Origin of the sequence: Methanogenium sp. MK-MG, from assembly GCF_009914725.1 — an archaeon.
GTDB lineage: Archaea > Halobacteriota > Methanomicrobia > Methanomicrobiales > Methanomicrobiaceae > Methanogenium.
This window is the reverse complement of record NZ_JAAAWJ010000019.1, coordinates 1-14,229: the sequence shown is the minus strand read 5'-3', so window position 1 is coordinate 14,229 and position 14,229 is coordinate 1. Positions and strand designations below refer to the sequence as shown.

The window sequence follows — 14,229 nt, the reverse complement described above, 5'->3', positions numbered from 1 at the left end:
TTACCACTCAGACAGCTTTTAGCAATATTCCCCACTGTATTACATACTGCGGAAGCATCGCATCCGTAAGGATTACAGGATGTACCGGCACAAATTCCTCCGCCACAATCAGCCCCGAACCCTCTATTCTCAGCCTGAAAGTCAATCAGTTCCGGTTTTTCATATACGATTTTTTCCATCAGCGATTACATCAACAGACCAATATATAATATCTTCGCCACTCTGATCAGATGAGGATGAGGGCAGGTGCACATTTTTTTGATCCGTTCAGATAAGTCATTCGGCACCGGAAAAATCTTGTTTCGCCATTTCATCGCCCAGACTCACCAGAAAAATCCTGATGGGCAGAGCATATGCCTTGGAAGAACAGGTGCTTTTCGGAGACGGTGCGGGACGGGACGAGGGCACACGACCTCAATAATATATAATGCATGCGCTACAACATCGAAATGCACATATAATAAAAGCCACATGATCGCACAATATGGCTCATGACCCGTTGCCTGTTGCAAACCCTTCAATTGTATTCCGTGAGGAGTTTGACGACTGGGCCCTGCTCTTTGACCCCGATACCAGTGAATCCTACGGCATCAATCCTGTCGGTGCCTATGTCTGGAAACAGCTAATCGGGTCACAGGATTATTCCCGGCTCGTTGATGATGTAGGCTCGGTCTTTGAAGACGTGCCGGAGACCGCACCGGAAGAGATCCGTGCATTTCTGGATGCACTGATAGAGAAAGGCTACGCAGGGTATGAAGCGGAACAGATATGATGCGGGTGATGAAGACACCAAAGTCTGTTGACCTTGCGATCACAAACCGCTGCAACCTGAGATGTACATACTGCAGCCATTTCACCAGTGCCGGTGATGTCGGCCATGACCTGCCCACAGAAGAATGGATCCGTTTTATTGAGGAGATGGGCGACTGCGCAGTGCTGAACGTCACGATCTCGGGAGGGGAGGCCTTTGTGCACCAGGATCTCCCTGAGATCATCGACGCCATCGTTGCAAACCGCATGCGTTTTAACATCCTCTCGAACGGGACGCTGATCACGGACGAGATGGCCGCATACCTCGCCTCGACCGGACGCTGCGACGGCGTGCAGGTCTCCGTCGACGGTTCGCATCCTGAAACTCACGACTCCTGCCGGGGCAGCGGAACCTTTGACAAGGCGGTCGAAGGCATCAGCATCCTGCGGGAGCACCACCTCTCCGTGCCGGTGCGGGCGACCCTGCACCACCACAATGTCCATGACCTGGATGCACTGGCAGCCTTCCTCCTTGATGAACTGGGTCTGCCGTCCTTCTCAACCAATGCCGCCTCCTACATGGGAATGTGCCGGTCAAACACGGCACAGGTGCAGCTGACCACAGCAGACCGCACGTATGCCATGGAGACCCTGCTCCGGTTGCATCAAGAATATAACGGCAGAATCTCTGCAACGGCAGGGCCTCTGGCTGAAGCCGGAACGTGGAGAGATATGGAACAACAGCGGCAGGCAGGCATGCCCGGATTTAAAGACGGATGCGGTCTGTTGACATCATGCGGCGGCCCGTACTCCACAATCGCAGTCAGGGCAGACGGGGCAATCATCCCGTGCAGTCAACTGCCCCACATGGAACTCGGCACAATCAATACCGACAGTCTGACGAATGTCTGGCAGAGACATCCCGACCTGAAGCGACTCCGGGAGAGACGGGCCATCCCGCTCTCTTCGTTTGATGAGTGTAATAATTGTGAATACCTGCCCTACTGCCGGGGAGGCTGCCCCGCCCTCTCCTATACCCTTACCGGAGACATCTATGGCCCAAGCCCTGACGCCTGCCTGAAGAAGTTCCTTGAAGACGGCGGACGCCTGCCCGAGGGATTGCCATGAGTGACAAAGAAGATGCAACACCCTGTTCCCTCTCCACCATATACTTCTACCTGACACCGGAGTGCAACCTTGCCTGCCGCCACTGCTGGATATCGCCAAAATATAAACATACGGGTGTCGCCAGCGAATATCTGCCACTGGACCAGTTCATCTCCATCGTCGAACAGGCCGCCCCCCTCGGTCTTCAGACCGTCAAACTGACCGGGGGAGAACCCTTCATTCATCCACAGATTGATGATATCCTGGCATATCTGAAAGAGAGCGACTACCGCCTTATTGTCGAGACAAACGGCACGCTCATTACCGAAGAAAACGCCGCACGGATTGCAGCCTGCAAAAACCCGTTCGTATCGGTGAGCCTTGACGGCATCGATGCAGAGACCCATGAATGGGTGCGGGGTGTTCCCGGATGTTTCGATGCCTCCTGCCGGGCGGTGACGATGCTTGCGGATGCGGGCCTCAGACCGCAGGTCATCATGAGCGTGATGAGGCACAATGTTAGTCAAATTGAAGAGATGATCCGGCTGGCGGAGTCACTGGGTGCCGGTTCGGTCAAATACAATATCGTGCAGCCCACCGCACGGGGCGAGACCATGCACACCGACGGCCAGACCCTCTCCATACCGGAACTTATTGATCTGGGGAAACGGGTTGAGGACACTCTCGCAAAGACAACGAATTTGAGACTGGTCTTTTCTCTGCCCCATGCATTCCACCCCCTGAGCCGGATGTTCGGAACGGGAAACAATGGGAGTTGCGGGACATGCAATATCAGGAGTATTATCGGCGTCCTCGGCGACGGCTCCTATGCCCTGTGCGGCATTGGCGAGACGACGCCCGACATGGTCTTTGGGAATGCCAAAACAGATCGTCTGGAGGATGTCTGGCAAAACAGCACGGTGCTGAACGATATTCGCGCAGGTCTTCCCCGGAAACTGGAGGGCGTCTGCGCCAGATGCGTCATGAAACATATATGTCAGGGCTCTTGTCTCGCACAGAACTACTATCGTTCCGGCAGCCTGTGGGCCCCGTACTGGTTCTGTACAGAGGCAGAAAAGATGGGTCTCTTTCCTGAAAGCAGACTGATTCCGGGAACCGGCTGACGGTTCATCAGTTTATTATGTCAATCCTGCAGGGAGATATCAGAACATCCAATCAGACAGGAGCACCGATGGGGAGAGGCGTGAGATGCCGGGCCCCGGCTCTGCCGTTCAATAGACAGCAGAGAGCCAGAATACCCCATATTATTCAGATCTGCGGGAAAAACAGAGTCATTCCGGATTATGGGGAAACAGTAATTGCGTTGCACAGACATCTGCTGGCATACAGGAGAGGATAATGAAACTGCTGGCAATCAACGGAAGTCCGCGCAAAGCGTGGAATACGGCAACGCTGCTCGAACATGCCTGCGAGGGTGCGAAATCTGCGGGGGCAGAGGCACGGCTCATCCACCTGGCAGATCTGAACTATTCCGGATGCACGAGCTGTTATGCCTGCAAACGGCTGGGCGGGGAGAGTTACGGGAGGTGCGCCATTGACGATGACTTAACACCGCTTCTTGCTGAGGCGGAGGAGGCGGATGCAGTCATCCTCGGCACACCCATCTATCTGGGTGCGGAGACCGGCCTCATGCGCAACTGTCTGGAACGCCTCCTCTTCCCCTACCTCACCTACACCGACGGGCCGAACATCTTCCCGAAGGATGTCAGGGCCGGGTTTGTCTACACGATGAACATGCGGGAGGACCAGCTGACAGACGCGGGCCTGCAGAGCAGGGTGGAGCTGAATGAATACTATCTGCGGGCGGTATTCGGCCATGCGGAGTCACTGCTCTCGTGTGACACCTGTCAGTTCAGTGATTATTCACTGTATGAGAGCAGTGTCTTTGACCCGGAGGCAAAGGCAAAGCGGCGTGCGGAGGTCTTTCCGCAGGACTGTGAGGCGGCGTTCCGGATGGGGGCACGGTTCGTTGAGAAGCGATAACACAGGGGAGTTTGCCCCTGCTCTCCCCCTTCTGCAATGTGTGTGTGACCTGCCCCCTGCGTAATGCATCAAATCTCAGCGTGAGGCATCGTTTGATGAGATGAACGATGAGGAGAGACATGAGGCCGGAAAAACATACAAAACAGGGAATGACTCATCCGCTAATTGCACAGAAGGTGTCCGGGCAATTCCACCGGAATTTTCGCCACCACCGCTTTCAGATTCCCTGCTGCACAGTTCAAAATATATCCCGGATTCCTCTCATCAGCACATTGAAACTGCATGAGAGGTTAGAACCGTCACTACGAAGATGAGGACCGATTGCCCGTGAACCGCTCATCTTCTGATATTTGTCCTTCGTAATTTTTCTGAGATCTTCGGACGGGCTCATCAGCTGATCAGGGTTCTGGAATTTTCGGTCGTGTTGTTTTTTAGAGAGACCGGGAATGTTCAGTCCCTGTTCCACTGCCAGCAAATCCCCAAGATAGAACGTCTCCAGTTCGGTGCATGCGATCCAGACGAGAGTATTGTCCTGATGTGCGTCCCTGCATTTTTGTAACAGGTTTTGCTTAATCTCCATGCAGTTGCCGTTGTCCTGATCCCGCATGATTACAAAGAACGTGTCGGGAGTCTTCCATCCCCTGAGCTTTTTTACCAGTTGTTTTTCAAGATCCTGTTTCCCCTGAAATTCGATGTAGCGTACCTGAATCTCATCCGGAATTATGGAAGGGAGAACACCTTTCAGCATTTCGCGTGCTGAGGGCTCTTCGAGAAAAAAGACCAAAGTCTGTATCATGACCTACATCTCACCAATGAAGCCCTGTCTCCAGAGATATCCCATCTGATCACCTTCTTCCATGTAGGCCACGATCTGTTCATCGTCCTTTGCACGCATTATCTTTGTATAGCCATCTGATTTCTCCAGCCAGAATACCTCCTCAACCCGTGCAGCATTCAGAAAATCAGGGGAGTGAGTTGAGACAAATACCTGCCCGCCACGGTTGGCATAGCTCCTGAACTCTTCGGCAAGTTCCCAGAGGAGTTTGGGATACAACTGGTTTTCAGGTTCTTCAACACAAAGAAGCGGGTGCGGGTTTGGATCATACAGGAGAACCAGATATGCCAGCATCCTGATGGTGCCGTCAGATACATACCGGGCGAGGAACGGGTCTTCAAACGAGCCGTCCTGAAATTTCAGCAGCACACGCCCTTCTTCGGTTGTTTTCGATTCGACGGTTGTTATTCCGGGAATGCGGTTTCGCAACAGGCCAATGATATTTTCAAACGTTTCGGGGTGGTTCCGGTAGAGATACTGTATAACAATTGAGAGGTTCTCCCCTTCGGTGGAGAGATGTTCCGCGTATCCTGCTTCCTGTTCCGGGCGGGCTCTGCTTATGTGGAAGTCGGATACATGCCAGTTTTCAATTAAGTTCCCGAGGGAGACAACTGCCGGAAACCGTTCGAACTGAGCAAGACCTTTGATGGCAAGGATATCATTGGATTTTAAGATCTGCTCTTCTCTTTGCAGGTCACCTACATCAGTAGTCTCATCGAGTTCATTGGTGACGGCATTTCCCTTTCCGTTCGAAAATTCGAGAAAATGCCAGGGTTTACCCCTGCTGCCCCTGCGGTATTTGAGAATTTCATTCTCCACATATGCCCGGCCGTTTTTCTCATTGATCTGCAGGAAATATGTTGTCAGCGGTTTTTCCGGCGATTCCCTGAATTTTATCTCAATTTCTATCGGCCCTTCGGCGTTTCTGCTCCTGACTTCCTGAAATCCCCTGCTCCCGCCGAGTTTCGAGAGGGCGGCATTGACATTCCCTGCGAGTGCATCCTTTAAAAAACCGAATACACTGAATATGGTGCTTTTTCCGGTAGCGTTCGCCCCCACGATGACGCAGAAATTCGGAATGTCAGTCATCTCAGCGTCCTGAAATGCCTTGAAATTCTTCAGCCGTATAGATTTTATCTTCATATTCCCGTCTGCCTCCCCGGATGGTATTCAATACTCTTTCTTTATTTTTCTTAAATCATACCATCCGAAAATCTGCTAATGACAAAGTAACGGACAATGAAATTTTGAATGTATTATGGGTGACTCTGATATCACTGAATTACTCAAATAAACCCGGATAGCTGAAGAAACAGGTAAGATAGGTGAACAAAGACACGAAACACAGATCAAGAGGCATATTTAAGCACTTGTCCGGAAGAGACTCAACAACGACTCATCCGCATCAATGCCGGGATCGGTCAAAACAGGGGGGATAAATTTTGATATCGGGTAACAGAATATTTTTGACGGGATTGCTGGTCATATTCCTGCTCACTTTCAGCGGAGTGGCGACAGCACAGGACAGCGGGGAGTATGAATATATCACGTCCTGGGGAACGGAGGGTTCAGGAGACGGAGAATTTGACACGCCATTCGGGGTTGCCGTTGATACTTCCGGCAATGTCTACGTTGCCGATACCAACAATCACCGCATCCAGAAGTTCACATCCAACGGCACGTTTGTTACGAAGTGGCAATCAATTGGTTCAGGCATCGGGGAATTCCAGTCGTTACCATATGACGTTGCCGTTGACGCATCCGGCACCGTCTATGTTGCCGACTCAAATTTTCACCGCATCACGACGTTCACGTCTGACGGCATGTTTCTTGGACAGTGGGGATCGAAGGGTTCGGGCAACGGGCAGTTTGATGCGCCATCTGCTGTTGCCGTTGATGGTTCCGGTACCGTCTATGTTGCTGACACCGGCAATCACCGCATCCAGACGTTCACATCCGACGGCACGTTTCTTACCGAGTGGGGTTCGGAATGGTTCGGCGACGGAAAGCTGGATGCGCCATCCGGGGTTGCCGTCGATGGTTCCGGCAATGTCTACGTCGCTGACACCGGCAATGACCAGATCAAAAAGTTCGCATCCAATGGCACCTATCTCACGAAGTGGCAGGCAATTGGTTCAGGCATCGGGGAATTATATTCGTTGCCCCATGGCGTTGCGGTTGACGATTCCGGTCATGTCTACGTGACAGACATATATAACGGCGGCCGCGTCCTGGTGTTCACCTCCGATGGCACCTTTCTCACACAGTGGGGACAAAATGGTTCAGGACAGGGGGAATTTACCACGCCACTGGGAATTGCTGTTGACCGTTCCGGCACCATCTACGTTGCCGACACCAACAATAACCGCATCCAGACATTCGAAAGGTCAAATCCCCTCCCGGATTCTTCCGGGAACGCCACGCATCCCGGCAGGGTTCCTCCTCCCACCACATCCCCGGTTTCAGTCCTCTTCGTCATACCGGGAATCATGATTGCAGCAATACTTTTCGGCGTATTCCCGCCTGTCAGACGGGAATAAAAAATAATATGAGATATTGCCATACCAAACGGGCACCGGTGACGGCGGACCACCCGCCCATACCGGTCTTCGCCGTATTTTTGCCTCTTTCAGCAGCAGTCACACCGGCGAAGCTTACTCAGTGCAAGCCCTTTGTTGTACCATGCATGGCCATGCTCGGGGTCAATTGCCAGCACCCGGTTATATGCCTGAAGCGCCTCCTTATAATTCTCCAGACCCATCAGGGCATCCCCTTTGGTGTTCCAGGCAGCGGCGTCATCGGGATCAAGAGCAAGAGAAAGTTCACTGGCATCAACTGCCTCCTCATGGCGTCCCAGATTATTGAGGGCGGTTCCCAGGTTCACCCATGAAATGATGTCATCCGGATCACATTCAAGTGCCTGGCAATACGATCTGACTGCCTCTTCATACTGCTCCAGTTCACCAAGGACATATCCTTTGTGATACCAGGCAGAAGCGAGCGTCGAATCAAGGGCGAGTGCCAGGTCAAAGGCTTCAACTGCCTCTTCATACTGTTCCAGATTCATGAGGGCAACCCCTAAGGAATGCCATGCCGATATGTCATCCGGATTCATTTCCAGTGACCGGCTATATGCCTGAACTGCCTCCCCGTAGCGGTGCAGTTCATCAAGGGCGCAGCCTTTCTGATACCAGGCAGAGGCATTATCCGGATCAGATGCGATCGCCTGATCGTATGCCTCAACTGCCTCCTCATATCGTTCCATATTTTTCAGCACATCTCCCTCGGCAATCCAGTCACCTGCACATTTATTTTCGGATTTTTCCATTATACTCTTTCTTTCTCCACAATCATTATTTTACTTCCTGCAATGCGTACAATTTCTATTTACAACCGGCGAACATATTCTCCCGGATGTTCCCCGAAACGCAGGCATATCTGAAAACCATTCAGGATACCGGACAGGAGATCATTTCAGTACAGGCTGTCCTTTATGTGACGTTATTAATCCCTAAAATGCCAATAATATGATAGGGATGAGACAGACCATGAAAAAAACCATCATTACTGTCGTAGGAAAAGATGCAGTCGGCATTATCGCAACATTATGCACATACCTGGCAGACAATCAGATCAATGTCGAAGATATTTCCCAGACCATTGTACAGGGCTATTTTAACATGATGATGATCGTTGATGCCAATAGTTCTTCCAAATCTTTTGGTGAGATGGTACGTGAATTGGAGCATATCGGCGATGAAATCGGTGTAAAGATCAGATGCCAGCATGAAGATATTTTTAATAAAATGCACCGTATCTGAGAGGAATTCTGATGATCAATATATTTGAGGTAAATGAGACAAACAAGATGATCGAGCAGGAAAAGCTGGATGTCCGCACTATTACGATGGGCATCAGCCTGCTGGACTGCTGTGACTCTGATCTGGATACCTTAAACCAGAACATATACGATAAGATAACCCGCGTAGCAAAAGATCTCGTCTCCGTCGGCAGGGACATTGAAGTTGAATATGGCATCCCAATAGTAAACAAACGCATCTCTGTCACCCCCATTGCACTTGTCGGAGGACGGGCCTGCTCGTCTCCTGAGGATTTTGTCACCATTGCCATGACCCTGGATAAAGCCGCCAAAAAGACAGAGGTGAATTTTCTGGGAGGCTACTCTGCTCTCGTCTCCAAGGGCATGACGAAGACTGACGAACATCTCATTCGTTCCATTCCCATGGCCCTCTCTTCTACAGAAAGGGTATGCAGTTCGGTAAATATCGGCTCCACCAAGACCGGAATCAACATGGATGCCGTAAAACTGATGGGAGAAACAGTGAAGGAAACGGCAGAGGCCACCAGAGAGAACAGCTCTCTGGGCTGTGCAAAACTGGTCGTCTTCTGCAACGCTCCTGATGATAATCCGTTCATGGCCGGGGCCTTTCATGGCGTGACCGAAGGGGATGCGGTCATCAATGTGGGCGTCAGCGGTCCGGGTGTGGTGAAGCGTGCCCTTGAGGGAGTCCGGGGCGAGAACTTTGAAGTGCTCTGTGAGACGGTGAAGAAGACGGCATTCAAGGTGACCCGTGCCGGACAGCTTGTCGCACAGGAAGCTTCAGAACGGCTGGGCATTCCGTTTGGTATTGTTGATCTCTCTCTGGCACCAACTCCTTCCGTGGGCGATAGTGTGGCAGAAATTTTAGAGGAGATGGGCCTTGAGTCGGTGGGTGCTCCGGGCACAACGGCGGCTCTTGCCCTCCTTAATGATCAGGTAAAAAAAGGAGGGGTGATGGCGAGCTCGTTTGTCGGCGGACTCAGTGGCGCCTTCCTCCCCGTCAGTGAGGATCAGGGTATGATCGATGCGGTCAACCGTGGCGCCCTGACGATTGAAAAACTGGAGGCGATGACCTGCGTCTGCTCGGTCGGTCTGGATATGATTGCCATCCCCGGCAACACGTCTGCTGCCACCATCTCCGGCATCATCGCCGATGAAGCGGCCATCGGCATGATCAATCAGAAGACCACTGCTGTTCGTCTGATCCCTGTTATAGGGAAGGATGTCGGTGACACCGTAGAGTTCGGCGGACTGCTGGGGTATGCACCAGTTCAGCGGGTCAATCCATTTGGCTGTGAGGCATTCATCAACCGTGGCGGCAGAATTCCCGCACCGATTCATAGTTTTAAGAACTGAACAAGAGGATACCGGTGCTGCTGAATGGCACCGGTACAAATATAGTCAAAAACCAGACTTCTAAGAATATCTGGCATTCTCCATATGATGCCAAACGTTTATTTTTGAAATTAAACGATATTAAACGCTTAATTGCATTTACTATTAGTTCAAAAAGAAACGTTCGCCACTATAATCAACAGAGAGAAGAGAGCCGATCCCATTACTGCCGGAAACATTGCATACAGCGAAATATCAAGGTATAAAGATCTGATATTTAAAAAATCAAATCAACAGTCACATTAGGTAAAGTGGATTTATAGATCACATAGTATATTCATGTCGTCCACAACAAAATGCCCCTATTGTGATTTTTCTTTCGACGATACTCTGCCTGCATGTCCGCATTGTGGAGGCCCGAATCATCTCCGGCCGCAAAGGACAGTATCATCACAACAGTCCCCACCCACATACACTACCGCGGTATCCTCACCTGACGTGAGAAAAATCCGCAATCCGTTGATAGCCGCCATCTGCAGTTTATTATGGATCGGATGGGGCCAGTGGTATAACGGAAAAACGAAGGACGGCATACTCTATATCGGAGCATACATGGTTTCAGCGGTGCTCGCTACGCTGCTTGCATTACCTCTTTTTTCCGTTTCATTCTGGGCAGGTGCTGCATTGGTAGTGCTGTCCACCTTGGTTGTGATCGGGATACTGGGACATTCGATATACAATGCCTATAAAACGGCGGACAAGATCAACAAAGGCGAGGTGGGATTCACCCGGAAGAGCAGGCTGTTCTGGGTGCCGGCATCCATGTATGTTTTTATTATCATCATGATGGCGGTGATCATGATAACAGGCCCGGTATCTCCGGCAGCAGGACTCACGGATGGCATCCCGGAGACCCCTGCACCACCGGTAACCGCATCACCGGCAATCACTACACCGCAGGCAACCGGTTCTGCTGCATCGGATACTCCTGACTGGGGTATGAGCAGCCTGCTCATACAACAAGAAGACCTTCCTGCGGATTATGCCCCACCCAGATATGCGCTGATGATGGATGCTGACATGCTTCCGAACATGAAAAAATACGGAGCGCAAATGGGATTCGCGGAATATTTTTCCATAGATCCAAATCCACAGGTGGGAACATTACTCCTGTCCCAGAGAGTTGTCATGTTCCCGGAAGGAAACGCCACGAAGATGGTGGATTCCGATTATGTGACATATTCCGTCGGAAGAAATGAAGTGCTCACCCCTCCTGCAATTGGGGAAAACGCTGCGGCATTCAAACTGATCGGACGTGATCCGGGTGCAGCAGAGGATCATTATCACTACGTGATCAGCTTTTCAAAGTACAATGTATATGAGATGTTTTTGACAGTTGGACCGGATCCGGATTATGAACTGCTTGAGGATCTCGCAGTGAAGGCCGCAGCCAAGTTCCCATAAGAGCCTGAATCCAATCTTTCCCGATTTTTCACCCTCTGTGAACCTCTTTGCAGGGATATTTCAGGTCAGAACATACGTATTTCCGGCTCATATTTACTACCAGAAAAATACGAATATAATACCTCATATTTGCTCAAATAACCGATTATTGCAGACCATTGAGCGGGCGCCATTGGCAGGTGTTTTGAGAGGAATGGGTTATCTCCGGGTGAGAACAGCCTGCTCCGTGCTTCTGTGTGGATGCGTTTTTCCGGTATCCGGTCCGATTTGGGGATTATTTAAGTGTTGCTTAGTCAGATGCCGGAGGTTTTCCAAAGTAACAAGAATCGTAGACTCCCGCCTGCAGAGGTGAACAGCACATCCGGGTGCCCCACTCCAGAAAATAACCTGCATACCACAGTCTGAGAAACGGAGGATGAGTGCGTCCGATAAGCCAGCAAAATTGAAGCGAAATCATCATTCTGCCAGGTAAAGGAGGTGACCTCCAGTATAGATCATGTTTTTCTCTTTTGTGGTCTTTTTTTCTCAGAGGATTTATACAAAACCTAGATCTCGGTTCATCATAAATAAACCATCATTAAAAAACGATTCATGCATATACTATCCTCAATTGATTATTATACTGGATATCATCTGTTAAAAAGAAAATTTGTATGGATGTCAATTCTGAATAAGGATCATATATATGAAATACCTATTTGATACTAATGTTCTTTTAAGAAATCCGGCTCTAATCAGAGATTATCGCCATGATGTTGTTGTATCGCCAACGGTTCTTAGCGAACTCGACTACCGGAAAAAGATACCGGAACATCAGGAAAACGCTCAGCTATCGATTAAACACATAAATCAATATAATATTTATGTGCTCAAGAAGCCCCACTACAAAAAAGACTGCAACAATGATGGGAAAATAATCAATGAAGCAAAAGAATCATCTCAAAATGATCCGATTGTCATTGTTTCAGATGATGAAGGATTACAGGTATTTGCCAGATCTGCGGGTGTTTCATGCATTAGTTTGACTTCATTTCAAAAAGAAATGATGCAATCGAGTGATATTCCAACAGAAGATGATCAGAATCTGTTTAATTTAGTAAAAAACGGACGTTTAGATGAGGCAAATATCTTCCTTCAGACCCATTCTGTGAATCCTAATTTTACCACAGCGGATAATCTGACTCCTTTGATCCATTTTATCCGTAAAAAACAATTTAATCAGACGAAATTTTGGATTTCATTACCTCAATGTGATCTAAACCACTATGATCATAGTAAGTTCCCCATGCCTCCATATGCTCACGCTGCCCAAAGAGGATGGCTAAAAGGTGTACAATATCTGCTTGAAAATGGTGCCAATCCACACCTTCTTTCAGATGGGAAAAATAAGGGAAACAGTGCATTGCTTATCGCTGTATGGGATGGACGGTTTGATATTGTTCAATACCTTCTCGAATCTAAAACGTTTCAGATAAGCATTAACCAGGCTGATGGGAACGGATTTACTCCTCTTATGAAAGCTGCTATAAAAGGTCACACTCTGATTGCAGAATACCTCCTCAAACAATCAACCATTGACCTCCTGATACGCGATCGTGATGGAAAATCGGCACTAGATCATGCTCAGGTAAATGGGAATCATGAAATTTCAAAACTGATAAAGGAACAGAGCTAATATGAAATATGAAACCAAATCTCCCATCGATCAGGTGGAAAGAATCTGTATTTCAGTAAACAGTCGTTGTAATTACCGATGCAAATATTGTTATTTTTTCAATCCTGAAAATCACATATCCAACAAATCTTTTCTTCACTCAGAAGAGATTGAATTTATTTTAAATCAGGCCTTTGCGTATCATGAGCGAAATAATTTTTCAAAAAGTATAAAAATTAATTTTGTTGGAAGTGGCGAACCACTCCTTAATTGGAACGATATTGCAAAAGCAGTATCAAATTTTTGGGATAAACATCCAAGTCAGGAACGCATCAGATTATATATGGTGACAAATGGCTCCCTAATAACTCCCAAAATAGCCGAAGAATTAAACCAACTCAGGATATTTCCCAGTGTTTCGCTTGATGGTCCAAAAGAACTGCACAATAAATATCGTGTTTTCCGTGACGGAAAGGGGACCTTTGATACTACAATGAAAGGAATTTCCGTCTTACGAGAGGCCGGATTTGATGTGCCAATCAATACTACTCTGAGCAGAAACCTTCTGGAAAATGTTGAAGATTTTCTCGATTTTGTTATTAAATACAGGTTTGAAAAGATTATCTTTGACCGACTGGTTGACGCTCCGGATCAAATAGATACAATTTCAGAAAAGGAATATTATGATTTCCTTCTGGCAGTTGCCAATAGCCTTAAAAAACGTAATCTTGATCACATTGAAATAGGCAACCTGGAAGCGTATAAACGGAATATTTTAGGTGTACCCGATCAGGTTTGCACAATGTTCGGAGGTAGCTGTGGTGCAGGGACTCACTCTCTGATATATCTGGGTAAGAAGGTTTACCCTTGCGGGAGAATGTTTGGAAAATCTCAATGGTTACTTGGCAGGTATGATCAGGAAATTGAGCAGCTCCAAAAACAAATGTACAACAAAATAATTTCCAGAAATGAATGTTTGTCCTGCCCTGTTTCCAGGGAATGTATCAGAGACTGCCTTCTTGAATATAACTCAAACAGTTCCAATTGCAAAAGTCGCCAGGAATTTCTTCAAACTTTTAAATTATCCAATATTGAGAGAGGACATTCATGATTATCGCTGTTTATGGCATTTCAGGATGTGGAAAGACATCATTGTGCAGAGAGATTGAGCATTATTCCAACTGCTTCAAAATAATTGATGGTTCTTCCTTAATGGATGAAATAATTCCCGGAGGACTC

At 48.6% G+C, this 14,229-nt stretch carries 13 protein-coding genes; 10 read left to right on the top strand and 3 right to left on the bottom strand.

Annotated elements, in window-relative coordinates:
- Nucleotides 1-484 precede the first annotated feature (484 nt).
- The 4 genes from scmD to MKMG_RS04680 all read left to right on the top strand — a co-directional run bounded on the left by scmD (nucleotide 485) and on the right by MKMG_RS04680 (nucleotide 3,861).
- A complete protein-coding gene (gene scmD / locus MKMG_RS04695; RefSeq protein WP_165076214.1) occupies nucleotides 485-772 on the top strand; it encodes a SynChlorMet cassette protein ScmD in 288 nt (95 codons plus the stop codon).
- Nucleotides 773-780: 8 nt separating this feature from the next.
- A complete protein-coding gene (gene scmE / locus MKMG_RS04690; RefSeq protein ID WP_216842873.1) occupies nucleotides 781-1,878 on the top strand; it encodes a SynChlorMet cassette radical SAM/SPASM protein ScmE in 1,098 nt (365 codons plus the stop codon).
- Nucleotides 1,875-2,981, top strand: coding sequence for a SynChlorMet cassette radical SAM/SPASM protein ScmF (gene scmF / locus MKMG_RS04685; protein ID WP_165076212.1), 1,107 nt, complete (start codon nucleotides 1,875-1,877; stop codon nucleotides 2,979-2,981). Before scmE ends, scmF begins: the two co-directional genes overlap by 4 nt.
- 235 nt (nucleotides 2,982-3,216) lie before the next feature.
- On the top strand, nucleotides 3,217-3,861 hold the full coding sequence (locus MKMG_RS04680) for a flavodoxin family protein (RefSeq protein ID WP_165076211.1): 645 nt from the start codon (nucleotides 3,217-3,219) through the stop codon (nucleotides 3,859-3,861).
- Between the two features lie 238 nt (nucleotides 3,862-4,099).
- Here the strand turns inward: MKMG_RS04680 and MKMG_RS04675 are convergent, their stop codons facing one another.
- Together MKMG_RS04675 and MKMG_RS04670 are read right to left on the bottom strand one after the other, a co-directional pair.
- On the bottom strand, nucleotides 4,100-4,657 hold the full coding sequence (locus tag MKMG_RS04675) for a DUF4276 family protein (protein ID WP_165076210.1): 558 nt from the start codon (nucleotides 4,655-4,657) through the stop codon (nucleotides 4,100-4,102).
- Between the two features lie 3 nt (nucleotides 4,658-4,660).
- On the bottom strand, nucleotides 4,661-5,839 hold the full coding sequence (locus MKMG_RS04670) for an AAA family ATPase (protein WP_165076208.1): 1,179 nt from the start codon (nucleotides 5,837-5,839) through the stop codon (nucleotides 4,661-4,663).
- Between the two features lie 332 nt (nucleotides 5,840-6,171).
- Between MKMG_RS04670 and MKMG_RS04665 the strand changes: the two genes are divergently transcribed.
- Complete coding sequence (locus tag MKMG_RS04665; protein WP_165076207.1) at nucleotides 6,172-7,236, top strand: 6-bladed beta-propeller; 1,065 nt, start codon at nucleotides 6,172-6,174, stop codon at nucleotides 7,234-7,236.
- A gap of 89 nt (nucleotides 7,237-7,325) precedes the next feature.
- Here the strand turns inward: MKMG_RS04665 and MKMG_RS04660 are convergent, their stop codons facing one another.
- Nucleotides 7,326-8,024, bottom strand: a complete 699-nt coding sequence (locus MKMG_RS04660; protein ID WP_165076205.1) for a tetratricopeptide repeat protein — start codon at nucleotides 8,022-8,024, stop codon at nucleotides 7,326-7,328.
- 220 nt (nucleotides 8,025-8,244) lie between these two features.
- Between MKMG_RS04660 and MKMG_RS04655 the strand changes: the two genes are divergently transcribed.
- From MKMG_RS04655 to MKMG_RS04635, 5 genes are all read left to right on the top strand, one after another.
- Nucleotides 8,245-8,517: an ACT domain-containing protein gene (locus MKMG_RS04655; protein ID WP_165076203.1), complete on the top strand. Its 273-nt coding sequence runs from the start codon at nucleotides 8,245-8,247 to the stop codon at nucleotides 8,515-8,517.
- An 11-nt stretch (nucleotides 8,518-8,528) separates the two neighbouring features.
- Nucleotides 8,529-9,893, top strand: coding sequence for a PFL family protein (locus MKMG_RS04650; RefSeq protein ID WP_165076202.1), 1,365 nt, complete (start codon nucleotides 8,529-8,531; stop codon nucleotides 9,891-9,893).
- A gap of 477 nt (nucleotides 9,894-10,370) precedes the next feature.
- Nucleotides 10,371-11,336 (top strand): hypothetical protein, encoded by a 966-nt coding sequence (locus MKMG_RS04645; protein WP_165076200.1) that lies wholly within the window; start codon nucleotides 10,371-10,373, stop codon nucleotides 11,334-11,336.
- Between the two features lie 685 nt (nucleotides 11,337-12,021).
- The gene (locus MKMG_RS04640) at nucleotides 12,022-13,011 is read left to right on the top strand and encodes an ankyrin repeat domain-containing protein (protein ID WP_165076197.1); all 990 of its coding nucleotides are present in this window, start codon (nucleotides 12,022-12,024) and stop codon (nucleotides 13,009-13,011) included.
- 1 nt (nucleotide 13,012) lies between these two features.
- Nucleotides 13,013-14,101, top strand: a complete 1,089-nt coding sequence (locus tag MKMG_RS04635; RefSeq protein ID WP_165076194.1) for a radical SAM protein — start codon at nucleotides 13,013-13,015, stop codon at nucleotides 14,099-14,101.
- Nucleotides 14,102-14,229: the final 128 nt, after the last annotated feature.

Excerpts from the sequence above, each read along its gene's own strand:
- scmD (WP_165076214.1), top strand. The coding sequence starts at position 485 with ATGGCTCATGACCCGTTGCCTGTTGCAAACCCTTCAATTGTATTCCGT.
- scmE (WP_216842873.1), top strand. The coding sequence starts at position 781 with ATGAAGACACCAAAGTCTGTTGACCTTGCGATCACAAACCGCTGCAAC.
- scmF (WP_165076212.1), top strand. The coding sequence starts at position 1,875 with ATGAGTGACAAAGAAGATGCAACACCCTGTTCCCTCTCCACCATATAC.
- MKMG_RS04680 (WP_165076211.1), top strand. The coding sequence starts at position 3,217 with ATGAAACTGCTGGCAATCAACGGAAGTCCGCGCAAAGCGTGGAATACG.
- MKMG_RS04675 (WP_165076210.1), bottom strand. The coding sequence starts at position 4,657 with ATGATACAGACTTTGGTCTTTTTTCTCGAAGAGCCCTCAGCACGCGAA.
- MKMG_RS04670 (WP_165076208.1), bottom strand. The coding sequence starts at position 5,839 with ATGAAGATAAAATCTATACGGCTGAAGAATTTCAAGGCATTTCAGGAC.
- MKMG_RS04660 (WP_165076205.1), bottom strand. The coding sequence starts at position 8,024 with ATGGAAAAATCCGAAAATAAATGTGCAGGTGACTGGATTGCCGAGGGA.
- MKMG_RS04655 (WP_165076203.1), top strand. The coding sequence starts at position 8,245 with ATGAAAAAAACCATCATTACTGTCGTAGGAAAAGATGCAGTCGGCATT.
- MKMG_RS04650 (WP_165076202.1), top strand. The coding sequence starts at position 8,529 with ATGATCAATATATTTGAGGTAAATGAGACAAACAAGATGATCGAGCAG.
- MKMG_RS04640 (WP_165076197.1), top strand. The coding sequence starts at position 12,022 with ATGAAATACCTATTTGATACTAATGTTCTTTTAAGAAATCCGGCTCTA.
- MKMG_RS04635 (WP_165076194.1), top strand. The coding sequence starts at position 13,013 with ATGAAATATGAAACCAAATCTCCCATCGATCAGGTGGAAAGAATCTGT.